Genomic DNA, 25200 nt, shown 5'->3' with positions numbered 1-25200 from the left:
GCCGCAGCCGCCTCACCGATCTCTTGTGTCACAACCTGATGATCTTGAGGCGGCTGCCCACACGATCAGCAAGGGTTCATCGACACCCTGACCAGCCAAGATCATCTAAGTGCGGCTGTCGTACTAGGAAGACCGGGGGTGGCGCCCTTCGTCGCTCGATCGAGAAGATCTTGAAGGATGCTGCGTTCGAGCAGGTCCCGGACGGTGGGCCTGGCGCGGGTCGGTGGAGGCTTTCTGGAACGGCTGGTGCCCCGTTCGGGGGTGATCTCGAGCCGCTGGTCGAAGCTGCTCGGGGTGTGGCTGATGTTCGAGTGCCGAAGTGGACTAGTGATTCCCGGCGTCCGCCTCTGGCGGATCACGCCTCCCTGGTGGCGATCATGCGAGCTGTGTTGACCAAGGCGGAGGGAAGTCTGGAGTTGGCACAGTTGGTCTTCGTCTTCGCGCAGCGCTTCGCCGCAGCCCTGGATCCGATCGTGGTCTCTGTGGCCGATGTTGCTGAGTCTGGCGAGTTGCCGTCCTGGGAACCGACCGCTGAGGATCTCGTGATCGCGGCCGACACCGAACTCGACACGGCGTGTGCCGCGGTCGCGGTCCACGCGCGATTGTCCGCGGACGAGAGGACGATCGTCCCTGTTCTGGATGATGTCGCGGCAGTGCGGGAGAGGCTGGGCCTCGGGAGGTCCCGGCCGTACCAGATGATTAAGCGTACGAGGGCGAAGTTGGTTGAACTGGCTGGCACGGGGCCGGATGCCCAGCAGATCGTGCTGGAGGTGATCGAGCTGTGTCGTTGACACCTACTCATCTCGCGCATAGCCGGACGGTTCGCTCGTTGCGACGTCAGACACGGGTGACGACTCATGAGGTCGACCGCATCGGGAGGACAACGTGAACGATCCGACCGTATCCGACCGCCTTCTCGAACTCGCGAGCCGGGCTCGCGTTCCGGATGTCTTGACCGAAGCTGGCCGTGAGGCTCGCTTCGGTGAACCACGTTCTGTGCAGGTCCAGCGGGGCCAAGTGTGGAGAGCGTGCTGGAACGAGGTGTCCCTGCTGGTGCTGTTGCTCGACGTCGGCGAATTCGACGTCACCATGATGCCGGTGACCGTGGATCCGCCCGCCGAGGACGAGCACTGCCTCGTCTTGGAACCCTCGAGTACCGTATTCGGTATCCCGGTGACCGTGTGGAGAGGGCTGCGGGCCGAGTTGCCCGTTCGGGTGCTCGACGCAGTCCTCGACCAGTGGACGAACGAGTTCGTGAACGCTGCGAACCAGCCCGTCGGAGCCGACACGGGCCTGCCACCGAGGTCACGTCGCGGGACTCCCATTCCGTCGGAGTTCGACCCGGCCGCTTCGATCAGGGCTGAGATCCTCGACGACCTCGACGCTCTACGAGCGAGTCCCGCCCTCCCTGTCGAGTCGGAAGGACGATCGACTCCCAGCTTGGTGAAGGTGCTCGGGGACAAGTTCAGCTTCGAGGGCCTGGTGACGGCGCTGGCGCCGTTGGGCCTCACCCAAGCCGAGGTGATGGATATCGTACGCGGCTACAGGCCGATGACTCCCGCGCAAGCTCACGTGGTCTCGGAGTCCACCGGTGTCGACCATGAATCGGTATCCCAGGCTGTTAGACCGCTTCCCGCCGACCTGGTCGCGAAGGTGCAACATCCGCAGTTGCGCGCTGTGTGGCGAGAACGTGCCGCACGAGACAACACCGACGAGGCAGCTGCCCGCGAAGCGGGAGCGTATGGCGTCTTCGCGATGGCCGCTCGCCAAACGGGGTCGAGGCCTCCGGATTGGTCAAACAGGATCGAGCAGTACCTTCTTGGTTCGCGGTCGGAGGAACGATGACGCGCGGGAAGTACGCGAATGAAGCCCGCAGCCAAGCTTTCGCGATGATCGACGCGCTGGAGCGGAGGCGACCCGGTGTTGTGGAACGCCTCCGAGTTGCTCCCTTGGCCGAGCTGGAGAGCTGGGAGGACCTAGCCGTCGTCTATGTCGACGAGCCGGCTGGCTATGACCGCTGCTCGGTCGCGGGCAGCTATCTTCACAATCCTCCGACCCTCCGTATCACGGTGGCCGCGTCCCGGAGGCGAAACGGGTTCACCGGCCTGCATGAATTGGGTCACCATCTCCAGAAGACCGACATCGCGCTCGGCGGCCGGCTCTTCGAAGCCTGCCCGCACGATTCCGAGACGTTGGAGGAAGAAGCGTGCGACGCGTTCGCGGCCGAGATCTTGCTCCCTGACGATGAGTTAATGCCCGCTGTCGGGCCGAAGGGCCCTGTCGCCCGCGATGTGGCCGACCTCTTCAATAGTTCCTCAGCATCCCGTGAAGCCTGCTGTGTGTGGGCCTCGCGGCACCTTCAGGGAGCGGGTGTCGTGTACTTGCTCGACGCCGACGGCGTCGTCCAGTTCGCCGCTCCCCACAGCTACATCCCACCCGCCCGTGGGTCGGACCAGTCGAGAACCCCCTTGATCGAGGCGGCGCTGGAAACCCAGGAAGGACATGTCACCAGGGACGACACGCAACTCCGCTACGGCAACGGCACCCCGAGCGAGACGCTGTATGGACAGGCCGTGTGGCTGGATCCGCACTACCTGATCGCGATCGTGGTGCGCGATATGGTCCCGTGGAAACCATTGGCTGTTCCTCGTGCGGACACTGGCGGTTATCGGAGCGCGAGGTGGCAGATCTGCGAGATCTGCAACGACTTCCAGAGTGATGAGACGTGTGAAGGCTGCTCGGAGGCAGGGTGTCGAAACGGTCACTGCGGATGTGACGTGGCCAAAGCCAGCAAGGAGCGACGGTGCCCTCAGTGCCACCTCTTCCTGGCCCCGAGCAGGTTCCGGCCCGGCGAGACCGTCTGCAACGACTGCGCCTGATCCCACCGTTCAGCTGGACCACCGGACAGATGCCGCGGTGTGACGTCAGGCCTAGGTGAAGCCAGTTCCATCCCGGAGCCGGCCAACTAAGGGAGGGGCAGCATGCCCAACCGCAGCGCCATCACCGGACGCTACATCAGCAACGCCGCCGCCGCGCGCCACCCGCGCACCTCGGTGAGCACGTCGCCCTCCGGCAACCGCAGCACCGCCGCCACGCACCGCTGCGCGATCAGCGGACGCTACGTCACCCCAACGTCCGCGGCCCGGCACCCGAAGACCACCGTCACCGAGAACCGCTGACTACGGCTCGACGGGTAGGTGGGCCGCTTTCGGCCTACCTACCCCGAAGCAACGACTCGAGCTGCAGCCATGCACGACGAACAGAGCGAGTGAACTTGATAAGCGTGCCCGGCACTCAAGGCCTGGCGACAAGACGTACATCGGGTACGTCCGGGGATGGGGTTGAGAATATGAAGGTTCAGGAGTGCGTGCTGTCCGAGGAAGTGGTCACCGCCGACTCGGCGGAGGCCGCTCTGTGGGACGCCATCGTGGTGCCGGAGGCGATCAAGGAGCGGTTGCGCAACCAGACCTTGTTGTCGCTGCTGGTCCGGCCTGACCTGCCGTTCGAGGTGACGGCGTTGCACGGGTTGTGCACGCTCTACGGGCCGCCCGGCACCGGCAAAACGACCCTGGCGCGCGGTCTGCCGGCGCAGGTCGCGCGCTTCGTTCCTGGCGGCGAGGTACGGCGGGTCGAGATCAACCCGCACGGGCTGATGAGCGCCGAGCACGGGCAGTCGCAGCAGCGGGTTAGCGAATTGCTCGGCGAGTACGTGCCGGGTCTGGCATCGGATGGCGTGCCGACCGTGGTGATCCTCGACGAGGTCGAGTCGATGGCGGTCGCCCGCTCGGCGGCGTCGTTGGCGGCCAACCCGGCCGATGTCCACCGCGCCACCGACGCGGTGCTCACGGCACTGGACCTCAACGCCGCCGAGCACCCGAACCTGTTCTTCGTCGCGACCAGCAACTTCACCACTGCTCTGGACGAGGCGTTCCTGTCCCGCTCCGACGCCGCCATCCTCGTCCCGCTCCCTGAGCCGGAGGCGGTGCGGGAGATCCTGGCCTCCACGCTGCTCACGCTCGCCGACAAGTACCCGGCCCTGGGTGCACTGGCGCGCTCCTCGGCGATGAGCCGGATCGCCGAGGCGGCGGACGGGTTGGACGGCCGCCGCACGCGCAAGGTGATCTTCGAGGCGCTTGCCCAGCGGCTGGACACGGTGCTCGACCCCAGCAGCCTCACCGAGGACGACCTGGCCGCCGCGGTGCGCAACGCCGTCGCGGAGACGAGCCAGCCGGAGGTGTCCCGTGCGACGCACTAGGGAGGTCGCGGCCACGCCAGTGCGCAGCGCCAGCGCGACCTGGGCGGTGATCGCGGACCTCGTGGCGGACACCGTCGCGCAGTCCTCGTCGTTGTCGCGGGACGAGGCGGTACAGGCGCTGTCGGCTGCCGAGGCGGTCGGGCGGATGCTGGTCACGGGAGGGCACCTGCACAAGCAACCAATCACCTTGGTGGCCGGCAAGGTGCACTGCGAGATCACCACCGTGTCCGGCACGGCGGCGCTGGCCCTGGCGGAAACCCTCAACCCCGTCCCCGGGGCGGCGGGCGCCGACGACTTCACGATCTACTTTCCGTCCCCCGCCCCGCTTCAAGAGCAGGTGAAGGCCGCTGCGGCTGGCCACGCTCGGCTGTCCGACACCGCCCCGCCCGCTCCGGAGACGAAAGCCGCCGCTCCGGGTCCACTGATCGACCGTGAGGCCCTCCGATGGGCGGTGACCCAGCGATGACCTCGGCCTATACATACAGCTACACCCGGACGCACACCGCCACGCACCTGACCGACGTCATCCTCGGCTCCATCGTCGACATCCTCGCCGACCTGGGGATCAACATGGACCGGCTGGTGCGCGACTGGGTGGAGAACGAGAACGCGATCAAGGCGTGGATCGAGGAGGGCTCCCTCGACACAGTCGTCCTCGAGTGCCACCAGCCCTCGGGCGCCGTGGTGCCGGTGATTGAGTTCCCGGTCTCCTACACCACCTCCGGCGACGGCAACGCCGAGTTCACCGCCTCTCGCGCCCGGCTCGCCCGGTTCCGGGCCAAGCTCGACCGGGTGCCCAACGGCACCACCTACCGGCTGTTTTGCACCTTCAACGGGCCCCGCACCCCGCAACCGGGCTGGGGTCCCGGCCAGCGGGCCAGCATCGGCGGCCTGCGCAGCATCACCTTCGGCACCCTCGGCTCCGCCCCGCACGCCTCGACCGGCATGCGGTACCACCACACCTGAGACCACGAGCAGGAACACCGCTATGGGATACATCGACGACGCCTTCGCCAAGCTCAAGCACAACCTGGAGATCACCCAGACCGAGCAAAACCTGGCCAAGGCACGGCACGAGGCCATCCGCGACTTCGTCAAGTCGCAGTGGGACCTCACCGACGACTTCCTCACCGGCAGCTACCGGCGCGACACCAAGACCAAGAAGCTCAAGGACATCGACATCTTCATCGTCCTCGACGCCAACGGCGACCAGGCCGGCTTCCGCGACCAGGCACCCATCCAGGTCATCAACGCCCTGGAGACCCTGCTCCGCCAGAAGTGGAGCGCCGCCGCCCGCGACGGCATGGCGGTCGTCATCCCCTACGGCGCCGACGACGAGGTCATGTCCATCGACGTGGTTCCCGCCTTCAAGCGGGGGGACGGCGGCTACTACATCCCCAACCCCTCGGCGGGCGACTGGCTCGCGACCAACCCCAAGCGCCACCACGAGCTGAGCATCGCCAAGAACGCCGCCTGCGACGGCAAGTACGTGCCCTTCGTCAAGATGATCAAGGGCATCAACCGCGAGCTCGGCGAACCCGTGTCCCCGTCCTTCCTGCTGGAGGTCATGTCCCAGTCCCTGGTGAAGCCACCGTTTGGCCGCTACCAGGACGAGATCATCTACTTCTTGGCCACCGCCGCCGAACGCATCGGCGACGGGTGGCCCGACCCCGCCGGTCTCGGCGGCGATGTCAACGCCGTCATGAACGCCACTCAGAAACTCGCTGCGGCCTACGCGCTCAACCAGGCCCTCGCCATCGCCGAGCGGGCAGTTGACCTCGAGGACGAGGACCAGGAAAAGGCCGCCTACGACGAGTGGAAGAAGCTCTTCGGGAACCGGATGAACAAGCCATGAACCTCTCCACCGATCCTGCTGACGTTCGGGGGATACCGCCCCGGGCCATCCACGAACGGCAGCTCGACGACGGCATGCTGCTTCTGCAGCGCGCCGCGGCGGCAAGTCACCAACGTGGCCAGATTGTCGAGGCCGTCCGCGTCGACGCCGCCGTCGCGCTCGCCGCCGCCGGTATCCTGATCACGCTGATCGGGCACGGCCGGTCTGTGATCTCAATCGTCGGGTTCTTCTGGTTCGTCATCTCCGCGTTCCTGCTCAAGGGCCTCGCCGGGAACACCGCCCGCCAAGGCGCCCTGCTCCAGGAGATGTTCGACACCGCCCTGTTCCACATGCCCTGGCGCGCCACCGTCGCCGGCGACCCGATCCCCGAACCAGACGTCCGCCGCCTCGCACGCCAACTCCCCCGAGGCAGCGCGAAGGACAAGCGCATCACCGACGGCTGGTACGACCCCACCCACGACGTCCACCACCCCTACGACGTCTTCATCGCCCAGGAACAGAACCTCGCCTGGGACGCGCGCCTCCGCCGCCGCTACAGCCACCTCATCGCCGCCGCCGCATCCCTGTGGACCGCCATCGGCCTGATCGTCGGTCTCGCGGTTGCGAACGCCACACTGCTCGACACCCTCCTCAGCTTCTTCGTCCCGTCCCTGGCCGCCTACCAGATCGCCTACGAGATCTGGTCCAGCCAACGGAAGGTGGCCGACGAACGCGAACGACTCGCCAAGGTCGTCAACACCGAACTGAACAACGGGCGTCCCGGCCCGGTGCCCGACCCCGAATGGCACCGCCTACGCGGCGTGGCCCGCGATGTACAGGACGGCGTCCTCCGCACCCGCCTAGACCCGGCCCGTGTACCCGAATGGTTCTACAAACGCTTCCGCAACGACGACGAACGCGACTTCGGCGACACCGCAGAAGGCCACCGTGTCCGCCTCGCCCAGGACTCAACCTCATCCACCTAGTTCGCTGGGCGGGATGCGCCAAGCCCGCCCAGCGAACCCGCTTTAACCAAATGGAGTCAGCTCGAACCGGCCCTCCACCACCAGGCTGCCGGCGTGAAACCGCTGGTCAGCCCTGTTCCCATCCTTTGGTGCTCCTGCCGGGGTCTCGAACCTGCGACGGAGGACCGCCTGCTCCTGGACGGCGTCCGGGTTGACGTGGGTGCTCCGTGGGCGCTCCACAGCGGCGAACCAGGCCGACACGCGGCAGCATCCAGCGACACGCGCGGACGCCGATTACCCGCACAACGGCATCCGACAACCTCGCTTAGCACCGGCGGCACGACAGGGATCTGGCTCTTAACCAGCGGGTTCGGGGTTCGAGTCCCTGGCGGCGTACCACAAAACCGCAGGTCAGCCTAGAGGCTGACCTGCGGTTTTGTGGTTTTAGGTGATCTTCGGTGATAGCTTCTGCTGTCCACTTCGGCCTGTTGGGTGCTCCATGGGTGCTCCTGGGCGGAAGGTTGGCCGACAGACAAGATCAACACCGTGTAGCTGATCTCAGCGTGGGCCGCGCGGCGTGCGCGCGCTCCGACTTCTGACGGTCGTAGGGGCCTCCGCGGCGCCGGTGGTGGCCTCCCACATCTCGCCGTCGCGGGGGTACGGCGTACGCCGTACCCCCGCGACGCGGCCCATGGGCCGGCGTGTTCGCCCAGGTCAGGGACTCCCGGCGACCCGCAGTATCGACCGGTTGCTGCGTAGGCGAACGGTGATCATACAGTTACGTTGAGTCGCTAACGCGCGGCGGGCTTATCTCGACTACAGGACGAGCCGGCGGAGTCGACAGCCGGGCGACGACCCGGAGGTGCACGTGCCGAAGCCTTCGATAGACGAGACGACCGGGTGATCGGGTGTCTGGGGTTCAACCGGATTGGGCTGCGCTGTACTTGCAGCACAAGGATGCCATGCACAGGGTCGCCGGGTCAGTACTGCGTGAGGCCGGCATGGCGGACCATGCGAACGACGTCGTTCAGGAGGTGATGACGTCCCTGATGGGTTCACCTCCACCGACCGTTCACAACTGGGAAGCCCTCATGGTGACGGCGGCGAAGCGCAAGGCTCTCGACCTTCTCCGATCGGCAGAGTTCCGTCACGCTGGTCCCGAGCTGGGGGTCGAGCATGACTACGCCGACCCGACCGACGTCGCCAAAGACGTTGCCGAGGTGATCGACCGCCAGCGCGGCGCGGCCATGGCCTGGGATGGGCTCTCGGTGCTCGACGAGCGACATCGCAAGGTGGCGTGGGAATACATCGCGCTGGGACGGCCGCGGTCTGAATTGGCCGAAGAGCTGGGGGTGTCGCCGGCCCGGGTGAGCCAGATGGCGACCCGCGCGCTCAAAGAGCTGCGACGCTACCTGGACGACCAAGGAGGTGACGAGTGACTGAGGACAAGCGCGACGAGTTGATTGCGAACCTCCTGGACGCGCGAACGAGGAATGCCAACCACGTGCCGGCGACGGCGGATGCCGAGCTTCTTGCAGAAGTCGCACCTCTCCTCGAGGTGGCAGAGTTGCTGTGGGTCGCGGGGCATGGGGCTCCTCCGCTCGAGTCCGATCCGGTCGCGGCGATGTTGGGTCTCGTACCCGATCCTCGCTACGCCCTCGACCGCGACGCGTTGAAGCGTGCTCGGCGCAACGCGAAACTCAAGCCAAGCGGGTTGGCTGCCCTGCTCCAAGCCCGCGGGTGGGATGTCCAGGTTGGAGATGTCTTCCGCTGGGAGAATCAGTCAGCTGCGGACGTATCGCCGGCTTTGATAAGGGCGATAGCGGAGGAGTGCAGTACCGACCCAGACCAGCTCGTCGCCCATCGGCAGGACCCAGGTGAACGCGACGTGCTCGCCGCGATGACGCAAACGTCTGAATTCATCGCCTTGGTGCGACGGTGGGCTCGGATTCAGCGCACGTCGCCAGGCCTCGCTGCCTCGACCTTGAAAGCCCGCGCTCTCGCCACGGTCCACCGAGGTGATCGCCCAGACCCTGACCAACTGCTGGCGTCCCTCGAGGCGCTCGTAGCAGCGTTGGAATCCGGGGGTGAACAGCATGGACCTCGATGAATGCGTTGAACTCGCCCTCGGCTACCTCGACCACGGTGTACGTGCACGGTTCGCGAATGATCCCCTTGGCACGCTCCGGAGAGAACTGGGGCTAACGGTCGAAGCAGCGGAGCATCTCGCAAACCGCCGTGGTGACGGCGGTGCATGCGACGGCGTGTCGTTTCTCCGGGACAACGTCGTCCTGTACGCGCCCACTCCCTATAACCGCCGAGAGAATTTCACTCTGGCACACGAGCTTGGGCACTGGCTCGTTGGGCAGGTAGAGGGTCTGTACGACTGGCTAGCCGACCAAGACGCTCCCGGACCTCTGCTGGAGACGCTATGTGATCGGATCGCTCAGCAACTGCTCTTGTCAGCTAGCGCTATCGATAGAGTCGTCAAGGATGGTCCGATACGGGCTCAACATGTGCTCGACCTGTACAACGACAGCCGAGCCAGTGTGCCGGCGTGCGCGATCGGACTCGCTCAGCGGCTACCGCATGTCGGCGCCATCATGATCACCGATCGTGACACCGTGGAGTACGCGAGTGTCAAGCCTGACGCTGATCAGGGATGGCCGATCGTCGTCCCCTGGCCAGGGCAATCTGTCCCGCACGGACATCCCCTCCGGAATCTGTCTGCTGGAGAGAGCGTGGTAAGGAAGACCTTCTGGTGCGCACCGTGGGGTGACCGGGAGGACTACTACGTCGATGCTATCGGCACCGACAAACGTGTCATCGCAGTCTTCTCTGCTGTCGACGTGTGGGACTGCGAGGAGCTCCATCTCGACCAACCGCGTGAATTCGATCAGCGTCCAGTCCGATCGATCCACTGCTGCGGAACCATACAGACCGTCCGCGGCTACCCGTGCCAAGACTGCGGCGAACCCTTCTGCCCCCAATGCGGAAAGTGTCGCTGCCTGCGCCTTGCCGATCGCGAGCAGAGGTGCAGCAAATGCACGCTCAACTATCAACCGCATTTGATTGTTGACGGCCTCTGCGTGGAGTGCAGCGAATAGACAGTCAACCTCTAACTCCATCGACCTCCGTCTCGACTACACGACGAGAGCCCAGGAGAGGGCTTGCCCGATAGCCTGCCGGACCTTCATCGGTGACGCTTCGGCGGCGAGTGAAGGGAACAAGAGCAAGTGACCGATGAACTGCCCGAATTGGGCGTTGTGTTCTGGCCAGTGGGTACTGGGGACAGTACGACCGTGATCATCGAGGAGGGCGTGTTCCTCCAGGTCGATCTGAACGACCGCGACAAGGCCGATGACGCCGATACGCCCGCAGTCCCGGTCGTCGATCTGCTGGTCGCGGCCCTCCCGGAGAAGGATGGGCGCCAGTATCTCTCAGCATTCGCGCTCCCCCACGGAGGTCGTGGCGCGGAGTGATGACGGGACTGCGCCAGGCAACCGACCGGGCATACCACCGCGCGGACGTAAGCAAGCTGCCGTCGTTCGTCGAAGGTGCGCAAGCGATCGGCTCGGCGGGGTGTGACACCGGCGCACGGTGCTGACCGAGGAGGCACCGTCCGGGTACTTGCATTACCCCCTCACGGGCCCACGCGGCCCAGGTCACTGCTGGGCGTGCTGCGGGGGATGAGTGCTGCCGTGGTTTCGGCGGCATGGTGGGCGACTTGAGGGAGAACGCTGGTGTAGGTGTCGGCTGTGATGGCGTGGCTGGAGTGGCCGAGCATGTCTTGAACAACCTTGATATCCACCCCGGCGGCGAGGGCGAGGGTGGCGGCACCGTGGCGCAGGTCGTGCAACCGGATGGGCGGTAGCCCGGCTTCGGCGGCCAACGTGATAAAGGTGTCCGTCACCTTGGCGGGATGTAGCGGCGTGCCGTCGGGTTCCGTGAACAGCAGGCCGGTCTGGTCCACCCAGGCGTCACCACGGAGCGCTTTTTCGGCGTCGCGGACGGCTTGGTGGGCGTGCAAGACGCGAAGGGTTTCAGCATCGAGGGCAACGGTGCGTTCCCCGGCGTCGGTCTTGGGTTCACCTTCCTCGACGTTCCAGCCGATCTGGACGCGTTGGGAGCGCAGTGACAGTTCGTGTTGGGTGGCGTTGATGTCGTCGTCGTGGATGCCGCAGGCTTCGCCGCGGCGGGGGCCGCGGTAGGCGATGAGGTGGTAGAGGGCATACAGCCGGTGCTCGCGGATGTGGTCGAGGAAGCGGCCGGTTTGTTCAGCGGTCCAGACCATCACCTTGCTGGGCACCTGCCCGCTCTGTTGCCAGCGCTTGACGCGCTCGTCGGTCCACACCAGCGGTTTGGGGCGTTTGCCGGAGGCGAGTTCGACGTGGCAGGCCGGGTTGGTGGTGATCAGGCTGCGGCGGATGGCGTCGTTGAGCGCCTTGCGCAACACGCCGCGAATGCGCTGCTGGGTCGCCGCGCTCACGGTGCGCTGGCCTTTCACGGAGGCGCGCACGGTCTCGTCGGTGCTGGCGCGGGAGGTTTCGATGAGGGTGTTGCGGTCCTCGATCGCAGCGAACATCGCATCCAGGTGAGCGACGCGCAGCCGGTCCAAACGGAGATGTCCCAGGTGAGGATGGAGGTAGAGGCGAACGTGGGCTTCATAGAGTCGACGGGTGTTGGCGCGCAGGTTGCGCCGCCCGGCCAGCCATTCGGTCAGCCACTCCCACACGGTCGGGGTATTGGTCACGGCCACCCCTGCGGTCAACCGTCGACGGACCTCGGCGGCGTCAGGGAGCGGTGTTCCGGTGTGCAGTGCAGCGTGGATCACCGCGACCGTTTGTTCGACCGCGTCGGGCTCGGCTGGGTCCGGGACGGCGAGCAGTTCGTTGAGGCGCTCGAGCATGTTCGCGGCTTCCCGCCAGGAGGGGAAGGGGCCTTGGCGCAGCGTGCGTCGTCGACCGCTCGCGCGGGATGGTAGTTCGAGTTGGAGGTGCCAGGCGCCGTGATCGCTGTTCCACTTGCCGTTGCGGCGCAGTCGGGCGCACCGCCGGCCGAGTTGCTTGCCTGCGGCATCGCGGCAGCCGCAGCGCTTGAAGGTTGAGCCAGCCATGGTCTCGGATTGACCGTCCTTTCTCGACATCCGCTGATCAGCGCGGGCTGTGTATGGGGACGTGTATGGTCGCTTCGTCCTACGAGGACATCAAGCCGCGTGCAGGTCATGGTCGGAGTCCTCAGGTTCGCCGAGCTGCAACAGCCGTGCGATGGGGGCGACCGGCACGATGTAGCGGCGGCCGTGACGGAGTACGGGTACCGGGAACCGGCCGATGCGGGCGAGTTCGTGGGCCTTGGTGCGCCCCATCCCGAGTAGCGCGCCTGCCGTCACCAGATCCGTTGTGACGCCCAGTGCATGCACCGCTTCCGAGGTCCACTGTTGCCGTCGACCGCCGGCCATCATCAGCTCCTTCTCGAGTGTGCGACGGGATCGGTGGTGTGCCGCGTGTCGCATGGGTATCGACACGACGGCCGAATGGGCCGCCGAGTTGGCGGCGCGGTGTGCGTAGTGAGGTCAGGAGTCTGGTGTGCCAGCTCGTCACCGACGCACATGACCGGGGATGGCCGCGGGAGGCCGAGCGGCATCAACGCATCGCCGAACGACTGCGCTGCCTGCTGCGGGACCTGGGCAAGGACACCGAGCAGTCGCCATGAGCACCGAGCTACATGCCCGTGTTGGTGGCCCGTTCTATCCGCCCCGTGGCGGAAGATAAGGCCATGTCGAAACCGCCGCTGCTCTTTGTGGGTGGAGATCTGTCGGGCAGGCTCGAAGAGCTGCGTCGCAGGGCGCACCAGCGCCTGATGGACGGAGACCCGGACGAATTGCTGGCCAAGCCCGAAGCGGACATCACGGAGGGCCTGCTGGGCATCACCGGTCTCGAGTGCCCGACGCTGCGGCAAACAGACGCATACCTGCTTCACCCCACCGAAGTATCCCAGCAGTTCCGCGAGTTCGACGAGGTCTACACCCGCCGGGTCACTCGATTCACCCTGGTCGTCCCGTTCGACGGTGATCCCGAGGTCTTCAAATTGAGGGCCAGTTCGCGCTCGTTCAACCCGCCGCAAGCAGATGTGCATGGCAACAAACTGCATATATTTAGCCACCCCGCCGGTGGTGACGCCGCCCAGGTCAAGTCCAACTTCGATACGCAACTCGACGAGATAGAGCGGTATCTCGGCTGGAGCAGGCGCGACCTTGAGCAGCACCGACAAGCGATGGAGGCCGAAATTCCGAAGCTGGTGGCCGACCGCCGCTCCAAGCTCCTGGCTGATCGAGAACTGCACGCGAACATCGGGTTCCCCATCAAGCGTCGCCCCGACGCTGACGCCTATGCGGTTCCCCTCCGGCGGCGTCAGGTCGCCCCACGACGCGGAACGGTCAGATCGGCGCCGGCCCGGCCGTTCCAACCCGAGCCGACGCTGACAGACGAGGACTACGAAGCCGCCCTTGCGGTCCTGCGCAACATGCGCAACGCGCTGGAACGGAACCCGTCGACCACCGGGCACCTCAGCGAGGAACAGATCCGCGACCTGCTCCTCGTGAGCCTTAACGCCCAGTTCGAGGGCAAGGCGGCCGGTGAGGTGTTCAACGGAGCCGGCAAGACCGACATCCTCATCCGGGTCGACGACCGGAATGTCTTCATCGGCGAGTGCAAGATCTGGAAAGGACCCAAGACCGTCACCGACGCGCTCAACCAACTCCTCGGCTACCTCGTCTGGCGCGACACCAAAGCCGCTCTGCTGCTGTTCATCCGCGACGCGGACGTCTCTACCGTCACCGCCAAAGCAGTGACCAAGGTTGAAGAACACCCGAACTACAAACGGCGAAGCAAGACGCCCAGCGAAGAGCGCTACGACTTCGTCCTTCACGCACCAGGTGATCCCGCCCGAGAGATTCACCTGGCACTCCTGCCATTCCTCATTGCCGGGAAAGACGGAAAGGAGTAGCCGGCACTGACCAGCGTGTGAGATGCACCACTGCTGGCCCAAGGTGTCCAGATAGAGCAGGAACACCCGCTCGCGTCGGTGTGCGGCTCCGATGTCGGCGGCGCGGACGCTACGCCAGAGCGCGTCATACCCTGCTTCGGCCAGGTCGCCGAGTACACGGTGGAGACCTCCGTGGCGCCAGCGAAGCGCGGCGACGTTCTCCACCACGAGCAGCGCCGGTCGTAGTACGCGAACGCCCTCCCCGATGTCGGTCCACAAGCCACTGCGCGCTCCGTTCTCGATACCCGCGCGCCGACCGGCGGCGGAGATGTCTTGGCAGGGGAACCCGGCGATGAGCACCTCGACCGGCTCCACCGCTGTCCAGTCGATGGCACGGACGTCGCCGAGATTGGGCACGCCCGGCAGCCGGGCGGCGAGGATCTGCGCGATGTGCGGATCGGGGTCGGCGCACCAGGCGACCCGGCCGCCGCCGAGCGCGGCCAGCACCCCGAGGTCCAGCCCGCCGTAGCCGGTACACACCGAGCCGACGACCGATCCCGGATTCCCGGCGGCCAGCCGCGTCTCCAGCGCTGTCTCCAGCGCAGTCTGCAGCGCTGTGTCGGGCACGGTCTGCGGCGTGGCTGCCCGCTGCGCCCTCGCCGTCGTTGTGACGAGGGCGGGGGCGCCGCCGTTTCCCGATCCGCGTGTGACGCGGCGCGGTCCGGTGCTCATGCCGCCCAACTCCCCGACAGGCGCGAGTCGCTGCTCGGGTTGGTGGCGTGTCGCGCCCGGCCGCTGAGGAAGCGTCGGGGATCCTGGTGATCTGCTGCGATTGCTGAACTCGAACTCACGGACTTCAGCGGTGTGCGGAACACCAGCACGTCTTCATGTGCGATGAGGTGCAGCGGCAGCCCGGCTTCGCGTTGTTTGCGGATGAAGTCGCGCTGGAAGAACGAACCCCGGGGCACGAGATCGTGCTCAGCCGCCCGCGCCAGCAACGCGACGCAGCGTTCGACGGGGATCAGGCCGGCGTGCAGGCCGCAGGCGAGGATCTGCGAGGGCAGGTCGATCAGTTCGGAGTGCTCGCGCCAGGGCCGGATGGTGATGGCGATGTGTCCGCCGGGCCGGAGGAATGGCACCAGCCCGGCGAGGATGCGGGTGAAGCCGGACAGCAGCCGGTGGTGGCCGATGTTGGCGAGGTTCCCGCGGTCCAACTGGTTGCCGTAGCGGTGGTAGTACTTCTGCACCCCTTTGCCGGGCGCGACCGCGACCTGCCCGTGGGTGGAGGGCCCGTAGGGCGGGGACGTCACGACGAGTGCGGCCTGCCCGAGGTCCTCGGGTGGCAGTAGCGCGGCGATCTGCCGGGCGTCGCCCCGATATACCCGCGCCTCGTGCTCGGCCCCGGCGTCGCGGGCGAGCGTGAGGTTCGCGTCGGTGACGTCGACCCAGTGCGGCTCGTACTCCACGCCGACCGCGCGTCGCCCGGCGTGCACGGCTTCGACGAGGGTGGTGCCGATGCCGCACATCGGGTCGAGTACGAGGTCGCCGGGCTCGGTGTAGTGGGCGATCGCGTGGGCGGTGACGGCGGGGAGCATCTTGGCCGGGTGCGCGGTCGACTCGGCCACGTAGCGGCCCTTGCGTTGGGCTGCTGGGGAGGTCTGCGCGGTGGTCCACACCGACACCGGCATCGACGCTGCCCACTCCCGCGCGGCGTCCCCGGCCGTGTCCTCGGTGGCGCGGCTGGTGGTGCGTGTGGTGGTGTCTGGGGCGTCGATGCCCGCGTGCGGGAGGCGTTGTGTCGGCCCGTCGGCCGGGGTCTGCGTGGGTGTCTCGGTAGGGGTCGACACCGGGTCGGTGACGTCGGTGGGTAGGGCGTGCGGGGAGCGGTCGTCAGCCACAAGTGTGCCTTTCTGGCGGTGGTTAGCGCGGTGGTGTCCGGGGTGGGCGGGTTGAGGTGTGGGCGCGCCAGTCATCGGATGGCTTCGCTCTCGATCGCCTGCTCGGCCGGGCTCACGGTCAGGGGCTCGTGCTCGTGTTCGACATCCCGCGTGTTCTTGCCCGGCTGCTGCGTGTTGTGGAAGCGGAAGATGCCCTGAACCAGGGCCTTTGTGCCCGATTGGGTGATCTTGGGGTGCGTTGACTCAATTTCGAGATTCATGAGCCGATCTCCGTGAGGTCGAAAGGTTCGCTGGGGTCGTGAAGGTGAGGGACGTGGGTTGGCGCTAGCCGTGGTGAGGGACCTGAGCCAGGTGCGGTCGCTGGCGGGCGAGGAGGAACTCGCGGACTTCGAGACAGACGTGCTGGCCGGGCTGGTCCTGGCCCGTTCGTCGGCGGGACTGGCCGACGGCACCATCCGCAAGGAGATCGGGCAGTTGGAACAGATCCGATCCTGGTTCGGCCGACCGCTGTGGGAGATGAGCGCGTCGGATGCCGATGACTACTTCGGACGCGTGCTGCGCACCTCGCCGAGCGGAACGCGGCTGGCGCGGTCGCAGGCGCTGACGGTGTATTTCGCGTTCCTGGAGTTGCGTTATCAGGCCGAGCTGCACCGGATGACTGGCCGGGTCGTGACGTGCCCGTTGGATGAGATGAACCGCCCGCGTGGGCGCAAGGACGCCAAGCTGCGGATCCCGCCGAATGAGCGCCAGGTTGCCGCGATGTTCACCGGCTGGGCGGCTGAGATGGCGACCTGCCGGAAGTTCGCGCCGACCGCGCGCAACTATGCGGCGGTCCGGTTGATGGCCGAGGTCGGGCTCCGGGTCAACGAGCTGCGCCACCTCGACCTCGCCGACATCAAGTGGGACCTGGGCCGGTTCGGCAAGCTGCACGTCCGGCTCGGCAAGGGCGCACGCGGATCGGGCCCGCGGGAGCGCATGGTGCCGCTGATCAACGACGCCGGCCGCACGTTGCGCTGGTATGTCGAGGACGTGTGGGGCCACTTCGGCGGCGACCACACCCGGCCCGGCGCACCTCTGTTTCCGTCCGAGCGCAAGACACGCGACGGATCGTGTTCCCGGCTCGGCGCCGACACGCTGCGCACGGGGCTGGCGGAGGCCGCCGCGACCTATCTGCCGAACTGGATGGACAAGCTCACGCCGCATGTGCTGCGACACTTCTGTGCGTCTCAGCTCTACCTGTACGGGATGGACTTGGTGGCCATCCAGGAGACGCTCGGATACGCGTGGATCGCCACAACTATGAAATATGTTCATGTTCACCGCAGCCGGATCGAGGACGCCTGGCTCGACGGACAACGACGAGCAGCCGAACGGTTGAAGGGGCTGGTGTGAATGCAGTGGAACCTGCGGCTCGCCGCCGCGCAGCGGGGCATCTGGAAGGCCTCCGAGTTGCAGCGCAGTCTGGCCGAACACGGGCTGGTGATCTCTGCGGGCAAGATGTCCGGCCTGTGGTCCGGGCAGCCAGCTTCGATCAAGCTCGCCGACCTGGACGTCCTCTGCGCGGTGCTGGGTTGCTCGGTCAGCGAGTTGCTGATCCCGGAGCCGGACAAGGTCACCCGCAGCACCGAGGACACCGCGCCGCAGGCGGCGGTCGCATCGTCGGCTGCGTCGTCGGTGACGCCGATGGTGGTGCCGCGGCGTCGTGACGGCCGATCGCTGCCGCCCGCCTGACTGAGGACGTGAGCACGCATGAGCGCGGGCTTCCGTCCGATGGTCAGCTGTGACCAGTGCCTGGCCTGGGGAGTGCCCGACCGCGCCGGCCGGTGCCATCTCTGCCAGAACTTCGGCGCCCGCCACCCAGACATCGGCCTCTGCCTGACGTGCGTCCGTAGCATGCCGCTGCACAAGGGCCACTGCCGGCTGTGTTGGTGCCAGGCCCGGCTCGACCGCGGCGCGGTCGACCGGCATTCGCTGCTGCTGCCCTTCGTGCAACAGGCGCGGCATCACCAACTGTTCTTCGCACGCATGCCCGGCCCACGCGACACGGTCGTCAAACCGCCCCGCCGCCGGGGTGTCGGCACTGGCGCACCAGGAATCCGCCGCACACAGACCCCGCCGGTCGCCGGCCGGCCGGCACCGGGACCGGTGCAGCTGAGGCTGACCGATGATCTCCGCCGGGACTACCGCTACGGAGGCGTCGACCTGCGCCGCGAATCCGTGCCGGACAACCCATGGCTGGCGTGGGCGCTGCACCTGGCGCACACCATGGCCGAGACCCGCGGGTGGAGCGACATCGTCCACCGAACGCTCAACCGCAACCTGGTGATGCTGCTGGCCGGCCACCTCGAAGATGAGAGGATCCGTTTCTCCGACTACCACCGGGTGCTGCGCGGCCGGGGAGACAGCTTGCACCACGTGACCGAGGTGCTGGCGACCATGGGCGTCCTGCTGGACGACCGTCCCGACACCTTCGACGCCTGGCTGGCCGGCAAACTCACCGACCTGAGCCCCGCCATCCACCGTGACGTCGAGCGCTGGGCGCGAGCCCTGCGCAACGGCGGCCCACGCGTACGGAGACGTGACGAAGCCACCATCCGCAATTACGTCCGCCACGCGCAGACGCCGCTGACCGACTGGTCGCAGCGCTACGGCCACCTGCGCGAGGTCACTCGTGACGACTTCCTCACCGCGCTGGCCAGCCGTCGCGGCTTCGCGCGAACAGGCATGCTCACGGCGTTGCGGTCGCTGTTCACCTGGGCCAAACGTGAAGGGCTGATCTTCCGCAACCCCACCACAGGGATCAAGAACAGCCCGCGCGAACGACCGATCCTGCAGCCGCTGACCGACGACGAGATCAGCCACGCCGTCACCGCGGCAACCACGCCGCACGCACGCCTGTTCATCGCCCTGGCCGCCATCTACGCCGCCCGCCACGGCGACATCCGCGCGATCCGGCTCGACGACGTCGACCTCGGCAACCGCCGCATCACCATCGCCGGGCGCGCCCGCCACATCGACGACCTGACCCACCAAGTCCTCGCCGGCTGGCTGAACTACCGCCGGCAGCGCTGGCCCAACACCGCCAACCCCTACCTGCTGATCAGTAAAGAAAGCGCGGTGCATCACGGGCCGGTCAGCCACCCCTGGGTCGGGCTGCTGCTGCGCGGCCTGCCCGCCACGATCGAACGCCTTCGCATCGACCGGCAACTCGACGAAGCCCTCGCCTGCGGCGCCGACCCACTGCACCTCGCCGCCGTGTTCGACATCGACAACAGCACCGCGATCCGCTACGTCACCTCGGCCCGGCAGCTCCTGCAACGCCCTCATGAAGCCCAGCTCCCGACTTCACCAGGAACCCGCCGCTCCACACCGCACAATCCCCCTGACAAACCCTCGGGTTCGTCCTGAAGAACCTTCAGTTCGGCTGAACTCTCGGACGAATGGGGCTGGGCGAAGACCAGGACGTCGGAGTGGATGCGCCGGTGCGGCGCGGGCAGTCCGCGCACGGCCGCGCGGTGCTGAGCTCGCGCATGCTCGTCGACCACCGCATTGGTGCTGGCGCTGGTGTTGGCGGTGTTGATGGCGGTGGTGTTGGCGCGGTCGGCATTGGCGAGCGGTTCGGTGGCGAATCGGCCGCCGCGTATCGGCACGTGCAGGGCGACGATGTGCTGGAGGTAGAGCAGGTCGGCGTTCTGCGCGGAGGCCACCACCGCACCGGTGGGGTCGATCAGCTCACCCAGCGGCCAGTCACAGTGTGTGAGCACAGCGAGGATCCCGCCGACCCGCAAAAGTCGGGCCGCGACCAGTGCCACCAGGTCGCTGGCGTGGTCGCTGCCGTGCGCCGTGCGCAGGCTCGTGATGATCAGGTCAGCACTGGTGACGCTGTCTGGTGAGACGGCGTCGGGTCCGTCGAGCACCGCGCTGTCGAGGCCCGATTGCTGCGCCGGGGAGGCGGTCACGGGCGCGCGGTCAGAGGTGCCGACAAGGTCGGCCCAGAACGGTAGCGATGTCGGACCGGTGCGGTTGTCCTCGACCGCGATGCGCACCACGCGACCGCTGCGGTCGAGGCTCTCGACAGCGGCGAGCGCGTGGCTCACCTCGGTGTCGTTGTCGGCGTCGCTGTCTGTGTCTGGGTCGGTTCCGGACGCGCGCTCGATCACGCCGTCCGCGCCGACGATGTCGAGCCCGCGACGCTCGTCGGGGGCCGACTGTGAGGTGTGCTGGGGGGTCGGCCAGGGCAACAGCGCGACCCGTCCGCCGGGCTGGCTGAACGAGGCGACGATCGTGCTGACGATCGGCGTGGGCCAACTCGCGTCGAGGTCGATCGGCTCCGGTCCGGCCGGCCACACCGTCGCCGGAGTCGGTAGCGACATCCCCGCGGCGGATCCGTGTGATCGCGAGTGCGCGGTCGTGGAGCCGGGCTTGGCGGGGCTGACCCTGGTGGTAGTCGAAGCGGTCGGGTAGGGGCGGCGGTCGCCTCCCCGGCGGGTACCTGAACGGCTGCTGGTCGGGCGGGCGGAGTCGCTGCGCCGCTTCGGGCCGTGTGGCCGAGACCGGTGCGACGGGTGGTCGGACTGGGGCATGGATACCTCGCAGAGCCTCGGGGTGTTGCGCCGCGCGGTACGTGGCGCCCTGTAGCACCCCCCGACTCCGAAAGCAGCCACCCTTTTCCAGGCTCGTTATCTAATCTTTATCATCGAGTTTGTCGCGGCGCGGCGACCAGAAATGTAAGACAGGCCCGCGCCGCGTACGCCCACCGAGAACCTGACCACGCCACCGTGACCCAACCGGCGGCAGCGACGTCAGAAGTTTCTTGCGCGCCCACCGTGGAGCAGCGGATCGGCGACCCGGCCAGGGCGCCCAGCCAGCGACGGGCTATTACCGAATCGCCACCAAACCGCCACGAACACACTTTTTCAGCAGCTCACAAGCTATTACCGACGATCACTGAATGATCTTGACCTGAAAGTCTCGGCGGCAGCCAGGCGGACCTGTAGATGATCTTTTTGGCGGGTTGAAACGATCACTCAAGATCGTCGGTGGCGGTTTGGAAGCCATGTGGAGGCGTTTTCGCGGCGTTTTGGTGGACTTGATTCTGTCTCCTTGCCTGGTCGTTTTTCTTCGGCCACGCAAAGGAGCCGACTATGGCCCCGAATCGCATACCTCGTAGCGCGCCTTTTGCGCGTGATTCCCTTCCGTTGGACTCCGCGCGGACAGCGTTCGAGTGGTTGGTCACCGGACCGGATCCACTGTCGATTGACGGCCGGTTCTTCCCCGGTCTGCCCCGGCGGCGGGTGCCCCTGAACGAGCTGCGCGAGCTGCTGCTGGACCCGGGCGTGCCGATGCCGACCGTGGACCTGGTCTGGATGCACCTCGTCACGCGCTCCCGCGACGAGGGCAACGCCTGGACGATCGCCTGCGTCGGCGTCGCGCTACCCGCGCTGTTCGCCATCGCCGCCGAACTGTGCGCGCCGTACGCCGATGACCACCGCGACATCCACGCCGCCGTGCTGACCGGGTTCCTGTCCGAGTTGGCAAGCATCAACCTCGCCCGCCCGTGGATCCTGTGGCGGCTGCGCTGCGCGGCGCTGCGCGCGGGACACCTGTTCATCCGCGACGCGCTGGAGCGCCCGCTGCCCACCGATGAGGACTTCCACTCCAGCGAGCCCACCCCGCCGTGGGGCCACCCGGACTTCGTCCTCGCCCGCGCGGTAGCCGAAGGCGCGATCACCCGCGACGAGGCTGAGCTGATCGGTTCCACCCGACTGGAGGACTACTCGCTGTCCGCCGCCGCGGCCGATGCCGGCGTCAACGTCACCACCCTGCAATGGGTCCGCGGCGAAGCCGAAGCACGCCTGGTCGCGTGGCTGTCCGAGCAGGCCCCGCACGACGACCCCGGTGATCGCCGCGAGCGCGATGTGGAGATCCGCGCGGTCAACGCGGCGACCATCACCACCGCCGCCAACAGCACCGCCAATGACACCGGCACCAGCCTGCGCCGTCCAGCCGGGAAGTCACGAAGAGTGACCACGTCGACGGAAAAGTTGTCGGTCACAGTTCGGTATCGGACCTGGAAAAAGCCACCCGAATCCGGAGTCGAGGGCCGCGGGAGGACACCAGCCGCCCCCGCGCACACCACCTCGCCCGACCGGCCGACCGCGACAACCCAGCGGCCACCAAACACGACCCCGGGCACGACTCCGGAGGTGCCGCGATGCGCCTGACCCATTCGCCCCTTCGTCACCGGCCCGACCACCGGCCCGGTCAACGCGGCAGCGACCGTCGGCCCCGCCGAGGACCCGTCACCCCGCCACTCGCTCCACCGTTCACCGTGGCCCGCCGAGCCCAACACAGCCGCTCCCGCACCTCGCGACCGACCACTGACACACCCACCACCCCTCCGATGTCTGCTCCGGTGTCAGGTCCGGTGTCTGTTCCGATGCCCCCGCCTCCGGTGAGGCGCCGCACCACGGTGCGGCGGCGGCCCCTGGTGATCGCCCAGGTGGCCATGCTCACCCTCGCCCTGACCGCGTCGGCATCAACAACCACGGTCGCTCACGCGGACACCGTGGTGCTCGCGATCGCAGGCAGCATCGATGAGGTCCTGACCAACATCCGCAACTGGTTGATGGGCATTTTGGCGGCCTTGGCGACGGTGTTCCTCACCATCGGCGGCGTCCGCAGAGTGTTCGGCGGCGGCGACCCCAGCGAGCAGGAGAAGGCCAAGGAGGCGTTCAAGGCCGCCGGCATCGGCTACGGCCTGGCCGCGCTCGCCCCGCTGGTCGTCACCGTGCTCAAGGGCATCGTGGGGGCCTGACCGATGCGCCCGTCGATCAGACCCACCCCGCGCCGCCCCTCGGTCGGCCCCACTATCAGCCCCACCGTCGATTCGCTGCACGACGCAGCGGAGGGCACGCAGGGCGGGTCGGCGGCGGCGTCGGCGGACCGCCGGGAGATGCTCGCGCCCCCGGCCGCGAGCCCCCGGCGCGCCCGCCGGACGGCGCGGCCTACACGCGTGACGCGCGGCCGGGCGCTGGTGGCGTTGGTGGTGAGCCTGGTCGTCCTGCTGGGCGGCGCCCTCGCCGCCGCGGCCCTCGGCCCGGACTCGGGCTCACCGGCCGCGCCGGCCGCCGCCGCGCAACCGCTGCCGGTCCCCACGGTCGACCCAGACCCGTGTAGTTCGAGCGCCCCGCCGCCGACCTGCGTCCTGCCCCCACCGACCACCACACCGCGGTCACCCACGCCGTCGACGGGGCTGCCGCTGCCCACCGAGGCGCCGACGCTGCCGCCGTGCGACCCCACTGTCCCGGTGCAGCCATGTGCCCCGACCAACAGCCCGACACCCGGTCCGACCAGCACGACGCCGTGTACCGGGGAAGGCTGCATCCCCCAGCCCGGCACCACCACGGCGCCGACGACGAACCCCGGCGAGGGGCAACCCGGTCAGGGTGAGGAGCCCGAGGACGAGTGCGGGATCAGCGACATCGGTGCCTGCATCACCGAGGCCATCAACGCCTTCTTCCGCGGCATCGTCACCGCCGCGTTGAACCCGTTGCTGGACCTGCTCTCGAACACTCTGTTGACCACCCCGATGCCGGACGATCTGCCGCGGATCGGGGAGCTGTGGGACAACTCCTGGGAGATCTTGCTCGTCTCCTACGGCCTGCTGGTCCTGATCGCGGGCGTCATCGTGATGGGCTACCAGACCCTGCAGACCCGGCACTCGATCAAGGAGATCGCACCCCGGATCGTGGTCGGCTTCCTCGCCGGAGCGCTCAGCCTCTGGGTGGCGACCAAGGGCATCCAGATCGCCAACGCCCTCGCCCAAGCGGTGATGGGCGGCGGCGTGGACGCCAACCAGCCCATGGTCGGACCCGGCGAGGCGCTGAAAGACATGATCCTGGGCTCGCTCACGGGCGGGATCTGGATCATCTTCATGGGCATATTCCTCGCCGGGATGCTGGTGGTCCTGCTCGTCACCTACATCGTCCGGATCGCCCTCACCCTCGTCCTGATCGCCGGCGCCCCGATCGCGTTGATGTTTCACGCGCTGCCGCAGACCGAGGGCATCGCCTACTGGTGGTGGAAAGCGTTCGGCGGCTGTCTCGCGATCCAGGTCGTGCAGTCCCTGACGTTGATCACCGCGATGCGCGTGTTCTTCGCCCCGGGCGGGTTCACGATGTTCGGGCCGAACGTCGACGGTCTGGTGAATCTGCTCGTCGCGATGGCGCTGATGTACGTGTTGTTCAAGATCCCGTTCTGGATCCTCGGGTCACTCCGCGTCGGTGGTGGGCGCTCGCTGCTGGGTTCCCTCGCGCGCGGGTTCCTCGTCTACACGATCTTCCGCCGGTTCAGTGGCGGCGGAACCCGTCGCCCACACCCATCAGGTGGCGGCCGCCGCGGTTGGGGCGGTGGCGGTGGGCATGGCGGCGGCCCTAGCGGAGGTGGTGGTCCTAGCGGTGGCGACCGTGGCGGCGGCGGTCCGAGTGGCGGCGGTCGCGGCGGCCGTGGTGGCGGTCCTAGCGGCGGTGGTCGTGGTGGCGGTCCTAGTGGTGGCGGTCCTAGCGGCGGCGGTCGCCATGGATCTCACGGTGGTGGACCTCGCGGTGGCCGTCAGGGTGGAGGTCGTCGCCAGGGTAACCGTGGACCGCACACGAGCAGTGGCGGCAGCAGGCCGTTGCCACAGCGTCCCGGCGCTGTCGGGGGCGGACCAGTACCCGTGGATCCGCACCGCCCCTCACCGCGGCCCCGCTCGGCTGGGCGGGATTCGTCTCTGTCCGTGGTGGCGGTGCCGGGCAGGCCGGTTTCCCACACGGCTACTCGTGTTCCCGCCTCACCTCACTACCGGCAGTCGCCGAGGAGAGCCGGAAGCCCCAGTGGTCCGCCAGCACTGGTAGGCGCACGACGTCTGCCGCGGGAGGGCGTACGACGAATACCAGCACCCAATCCCGCACCCAGGTCGTCACCGGCATCACCGAGTCGGCCCGCACCGCGCGCCGGCAGCCAGCTGCCGCTGCCACTGGATCTGCCGAAGCCGTCCACGCCGCCGCGCTTCAGCTCACCGCCAACACCGTCACCGGAGGCGCGGCCGAGTCCCAAGCCAGGAGGTAAGACGTCATGACCGCACCCGTTAGTATCCCGACGGTCGTTTCATACTGCACCTCCTGCGGTTGTTGGGGTTGTTCGCTTGCCGCGCGATGTGGGTTTGGCGGCTTGCTGTCGGTAGATGGCCTGGGTTTCCTCGTCCCAGGGGATGCACCACCG

General features: G+C 67.5%; 26 protein-coding genes and 1 pseudogene. 21 read left to right on the top strand and 6 right to left on the bottom strand.

Going from position 1 to position 25200, the window contains the following annotated elements; all coding sequences use genetic code 11:
• Nucleotides 1-386: 386 nt before the first annotated feature.
• The 13 genes from ACRDTB_RS26665 to ACRDTB_RS26605 all read left to right on the top strand — a co-directional run bounded on the left by ACRDTB_RS26665 (nucleotide 387) and on the right by ACRDTB_RS26605 (nucleotide 10536).
• On the top strand, nucleotides 387-791 hold the full coding sequence (locus ACRDTB_RS26665) for a hypothetical protein (protein WP_431434641.1): 405 nt from the start codon (nucleotides 387-389) through the stop codon (nucleotides 789-791).
• 262 nt (nucleotides 792-1053) lie between these two features.
• Nucleotides 1054-1845 (top strand): hypothetical protein, encoded by a 792-nt coding sequence (locus ACRDTB_RS26660; RefSeq protein WP_431434639.1) that lies wholly within the window; start codon nucleotides 1054-1056, stop codon nucleotides 1843-1845.
• Entirely contained in the window at nucleotides 1842-2879 is a 1038-nt protein-coding gene (locus ACRDTB_RS26655; RefSeq protein ID WP_431434638.1) for an ImmA/IrrE family metallo-endopeptidase, read from the top strand. The genes ACRDTB_RS26660 and ACRDTB_RS26655 overlap by 4 nt, the downstream gene beginning before the upstream one ends.
• A 102-nt stretch (nucleotides 2880-2981) precedes the next feature.
• Nucleotides 2982-3179: a hypothetical protein gene (locus tag ACRDTB_RS26650; RefSeq protein WP_431434636.1), complete on the top strand. Its 198-nt coding sequence runs from the start codon at nucleotides 2982-2984 to the stop codon at nucleotides 3177-3179.
• A gap of 170 nt (nucleotides 3180-3349) precedes the next feature.
• Nucleotides 3350-4255: an AAA family ATPase gene (locus ACRDTB_RS26645; protein WP_431434634.1), complete on the top strand. Its 906-nt coding sequence runs from the start codon at nucleotides 3350-3352 to the stop codon at nucleotides 4253-4255.
• Nucleotides 4242-4721, top strand: a complete 480-nt coding sequence (locus ACRDTB_RS26640) for a hypothetical protein (RefSeq protein WP_431434632.1) — start codon at nucleotides 4242-4244, stop codon at nucleotides 4719-4721. The genes ACRDTB_RS26645 and ACRDTB_RS26640 overlap by 14 nt, the downstream gene beginning before the upstream one ends.
• Nucleotides 4718-5221 carry a hypothetical protein gene (locus ACRDTB_RS26635; RefSeq protein WP_431434630.1) on the top strand — a complete coding sequence of 168 codons (504 nt, stop codon included), beginning with the start codon at nucleotides 4718-4720 and terminating at the stop codon, nucleotides 5219-5221. Before ACRDTB_RS26640 ends, ACRDTB_RS26635 begins: the two co-directional genes overlap by 4 nt.
• A gap of 22 nt (nucleotides 5222-5243) precedes the next feature.
• Nucleotides 5244-6110, top strand: coding sequence for a CBASS oligonucleotide cyclase (locus ACRDTB_RS26630; protein ID WP_431434628.1), 867 nt, complete (start codon nucleotides 5244-5246; stop codon nucleotides 6108-6110).
• Entirely contained in the window at nucleotides 6107-7075 is a 969-nt protein-coding gene (locus tag ACRDTB_RS26625) for an S-4TM family putative pore-forming effector (RefSeq protein WP_431434626.1), read from the top strand. Before ACRDTB_RS26630 ends, ACRDTB_RS26625 begins: the two co-directional genes overlap by 4 nt.
• A gap of 887 nt (nucleotides 7076-7962) precedes the next feature.
• Complete coding sequence (locus ACRDTB_RS26620) at nucleotides 7963-8493, top strand: sigma-70 family RNA polymerase sigma factor (RefSeq protein ID WP_431434624.1); 531 nt, start codon at nucleotides 7963-7965, stop codon at nucleotides 8491-8493.
• Nucleotides 8490-9164: a hypothetical protein gene (locus tag ACRDTB_RS26615; protein ID WP_431434622.1), complete on the top strand. Its 675-nt coding sequence runs from the start codon at nucleotides 8490-8492 to the stop codon at nucleotides 9162-9164. The genes ACRDTB_RS26620 and ACRDTB_RS26615 overlap by 4 nt, the downstream gene beginning before the upstream one ends.
• Entirely contained in the window at nucleotides 9151-10161 is a 1011-nt protein-coding gene (locus ACRDTB_RS26610) for an ImmA/IrrE family metallo-endopeptidase (RefSeq protein WP_431434620.1), read from the top strand. Before ACRDTB_RS26615 ends, ACRDTB_RS26610 begins: the two co-directional genes overlap by 14 nt.
• Nucleotides 10162-10356: 195 nt before the next feature.
• Nucleotides 10357-10536, top strand: a complete 180-nt coding sequence (locus ACRDTB_RS26605) for a hypothetical protein (protein WP_431434618.1) — start codon at nucleotides 10357-10359, stop codon at nucleotides 10534-10536.
• Nucleotides 10537-10697: 161 nt separating this feature from the next.
• Here the strand turns inward: ACRDTB_RS26605 and ACRDTB_RS26600 are convergent, their stop codons facing one another.
• Nucleotides 10698-12200, bottom strand: a complete 1503-nt coding sequence (locus ACRDTB_RS26600) for a tyrosine-type recombinase/integrase (protein WP_431434616.1) — start codon at nucleotides 12198-12200, stop codon at nucleotides 10698-10700.
• A 60-nt stretch (nucleotides 12201-12260) separates the two neighbouring features.
• Nucleotides 12261-12515, bottom strand: a complete 255-nt coding sequence (locus ACRDTB_RS26595) for a helix-turn-helix domain-containing protein (RefSeq protein WP_431434615.1) — start codon at nucleotides 12513-12515, stop codon at nucleotides 12261-12263.
• Between the two features lie 122 nt (nucleotides 12516-12637).
• Here ACRDTB_RS26595 and ACRDTB_RS26590 point away from each other — a divergent pair, with 122 nt between their 5' ends.
• Nucleotides 12638-12766 (top strand): hypothetical protein, encoded by a 129-nt coding sequence (locus ACRDTB_RS26590; protein WP_431434647.1) that lies wholly within the window; start codon nucleotides 12638-12640, stop codon nucleotides 12764-12766.
• Between the two features lie 12 nt (nucleotides 12767-12778).
• Nucleotides 12779-14059 carry a hypothetical protein gene (locus ACRDTB_RS26585; protein ID WP_431434645.1) on the top strand — a complete coding sequence of 427 codons (1281 nt, stop codon included), beginning with the start codon at nucleotides 12779-12781 and terminating at the stop codon, nucleotides 14057-14059.
• A gap of 114 nt (nucleotides 14060-14173) precedes the next feature.
• Here the strand turns inward: ACRDTB_RS26585 and ACRDTB_RS26580 are convergent.
• The 3 genes and pseudogenes from ACRDTB_RS26580 to ACRDTB_RS26570 all read right to left on the bottom strand — a co-directional run.
• Nucleotides 14174-14770 (bottom strand): annotated as a pseudogene (locus tag ACRDTB_RS26580) (DNA cytosine methyltransferase); the annotation flags it as partial.
• A complete protein-coding gene (locus tag ACRDTB_RS26575) occupies nucleotides 14767-16011 on the bottom strand; it encodes a TRM11 family SAM-dependent methyltransferase (RefSeq protein ID WP_431434614.1) in 1245 nt (414 codons plus the stop codon). The gene ACRDTB_RS26575 and the pseudogene ACRDTB_RS26580, both read right to left, overlap by 4 nt.
• Nucleotides 16008-16196, bottom strand: coding sequence for a hypothetical protein (locus ACRDTB_RS26570; RefSeq protein WP_431434612.1), 189 nt, complete (start codon nucleotides 16194-16196; stop codon nucleotides 16008-16010). The genes ACRDTB_RS26575 and ACRDTB_RS26570 overlap by 4 nt, the downstream gene beginning before the upstream one ends.
• Nucleotides 16197-16269: 73 nt before the next feature.
• On the opposite strand from ACRDTB_RS26570, the gene ACRDTB_RS26565 reads away from it, so the two are divergent.
• The 3 genes from ACRDTB_RS26565 to ACRDTB_RS26555 all read left to right on the top strand — a co-directional run bounded on the left by ACRDTB_RS26565 (nucleotide 16270) and on the right by ACRDTB_RS26555 (nucleotide 19344).
• Nucleotides 16270-17328 (top strand): tyrosine-type recombinase/integrase, encoded by a 1059-nt coding sequence (locus ACRDTB_RS26565; RefSeq protein WP_431434610.1) that lies wholly within the window; start codon nucleotides 16270-16272, stop codon nucleotides 17326-17328.
• Nucleotides 17329-17667, top strand: coding sequence for a helix-turn-helix domain-containing protein (locus ACRDTB_RS26560; RefSeq protein ID WP_431434608.1), 339 nt, complete (start codon nucleotides 17329-17331; stop codon nucleotides 17665-17667). It begins immediately after the preceding gene.
• Between the two features lie 534 nt (nucleotides 17668-18201).
• Nucleotides 18202-19344, top strand: coding sequence for a tyrosine-type recombinase/integrase (locus tag ACRDTB_RS26555; protein ID WP_431434606.1), 1143 nt, complete (start codon nucleotides 18202-18204; stop codon nucleotides 19342-19344).
• Here the strand turns inward: ACRDTB_RS26555 and ACRDTB_RS26550 are convergent.
• Nucleotides 19260-20285, bottom strand: a complete 1026-nt coding sequence (locus ACRDTB_RS26550) for a hypothetical protein (protein ID WP_431434604.1) — start codon at nucleotides 20283-20285, stop codon at nucleotides 19260-19262. The genes ACRDTB_RS26555 and ACRDTB_RS26550 overlap by 85 nt on opposite strands.
• Before the next feature lie 879 nt (nucleotides 20286-21164).
• Here ACRDTB_RS26550 and ACRDTB_RS26545 point away from each other — a divergent pair.
• The 3 genes from ACRDTB_RS26545 (at nucleotide 21165) to ACRDTB_RS26535 (ending at nucleotide 25057) form a co-directional block, all read left to right on the top strand.
• Nucleotides 21165-22160 carry a hypothetical protein gene (locus ACRDTB_RS26545; protein ID WP_431434602.1) on the top strand — a complete coding sequence of 332 codons (996 nt, stop codon included), beginning with the start codon at nucleotides 21165-21167 and terminating at the stop codon, nucleotides 22158-22160.
• A 284-nt stretch (nucleotides 22161-22444) separates the two neighbouring features.
• Entirely contained in the window at nucleotides 22445-22753 is a 309-nt protein-coding gene (locus tag ACRDTB_RS26540) for a pilin (protein ID WP_431434643.1), read from the top strand.
• A 3-nt stretch (nucleotides 22754-22756) separates the two neighbouring features.
• Nucleotides 22757-25057, top strand: a complete 2301-nt coding sequence (locus tag ACRDTB_RS26535) for a hypothetical protein (protein ID WP_431434601.1) — start codon at nucleotides 22757-22759, stop codon at nucleotides 25055-25057.
• The last annotated feature ends 143 nt before the right edge of the window (nucleotides 25058-25200 follow it).

Origin of the sequence: Actinophytocola sp. (genome assembly GCF_050699935.1) — a bacterium.
GTDB lineage: Bacteria > Actinomycetota > Actinomycetes > Mycobacteriales > Pseudonocardiaceae > Actinophytocola.
Note: the sequence above shows the minus strand (reverse complement) of the source record. Positions and strands in the feature narration are given on the sequence as shown.

What these genes read in the sequence shown, in the direction of transcription:
- ACRDTB_RS26630 (WP_431434628.1), top strand. Translation starts at nt 5,244, where the DNA reads ATGGGATACATCGACGACGCCTTCGCCAAGCTCAAGCACAACCTGGAG.
- ACRDTB_RS26645 (WP_431434634.1), top strand. Translation starts at nt 3,350, where the DNA reads ATGAAGGTTCAGGAGTGCGTGCTGTCCGAGGAAGTGGTCACCGCCGAC.
- ACRDTB_RS26560 (WP_431434608.1), top strand. Translation starts at nt 17,329, where the DNA reads ATGCAGTGGAACCTGCGGCTCGCCGCCGCGCAGCGGGGCATCTGGAAG.
- ACRDTB_RS26635 (WP_431434630.1), top strand. Translation starts at nt 4,718, where the DNA reads ATGACCTCGGCCTATACATACAGCTACACCCGGACGCACACCGCCACG.
- ACRDTB_RS26600 (WP_431434616.1), bottom strand. Translation starts at nt 12,200, where the DNA reads ATGTCGAGAAAGGACGGTCAATCCGAGACCATGGCTGGCTCAACCTTC.
- ACRDTB_RS26585 (WP_431434645.1), top strand. Translation starts at nt 12,779, where the DNA reads ATGCCCGTGTTGGTGGCCCGTTCTATCCGCCCCGTGGCGGAAGATAAG.
- ACRDTB_RS26610 (WP_431434620.1), top strand. Translation starts at nt 9,151, where the DNA reads ATGGACCTCGATGAATGCGTTGAACTCGCCCTCGGCTACCTCGACCAC.
- ACRDTB_RS26540 (WP_431434643.1), top strand. Translation starts at nt 22,445, where the DNA reads ATGCTCACCCTCGCCCTGACCGCGTCGGCATCAACAACCACGGTCGCT.
- ACRDTB_RS26650 (WP_431434636.1), top strand. Translation starts at nt 2,982, where the DNA reads ATGCCCAACCGCAGCGCCATCACCGGACGCTACATCAGCAACGCCGCC.
- ACRDTB_RS26595 (WP_431434615.1), bottom strand. Translation starts at nt 12,515, where the DNA reads ATGATGGCCGGCGGTCGACGGCAACAGTGGACCTCGGAAGCGGTGCAT.
- ACRDTB_RS26570 (WP_431434612.1), bottom strand. Translation starts at nt 16,196, where the DNA reads ATGAATCTCGAAATTGAGTCAACGCACCCCAAGATCACCCAATCGGGC.
- ACRDTB_RS26655 (WP_431434638.1), top strand. Translation starts at nt 1,842, where the DNA reads ATGACGCGCGGGAAGTACGCGAATGAAGCCCGCAGCCAAGCTTTCGCG.
- ACRDTB_RS26625 (WP_431434626.1), top strand. Translation starts at nt 6,107, where the DNA reads ATGAACCTCTCCACCGATCCTGCTGACGTTCGGGGGATACCGCCCCGG.
- ACRDTB_RS26575 (WP_431434614.1), bottom strand. Translation starts at nt 16,011, where the DNA reads ATGACTGGCGCGCCCACACCTCAACCCGCCCACCCCGGACACCACCGC.
- ACRDTB_RS26535 (WP_431434601.1), top strand. Translation starts at nt 22,757, where the DNA reads ATGCGCCCGTCGATCAGACCCACCCCGCGCCGCCCCTCGGTCGGCCCC.
- ACRDTB_RS26555 (WP_431434606.1), top strand. Translation starts at nt 18,202, where the DNA reads ATGGCCGAGACCCGCGGGTGGAGCGACATCGTCCACCGAACGCTCAAC.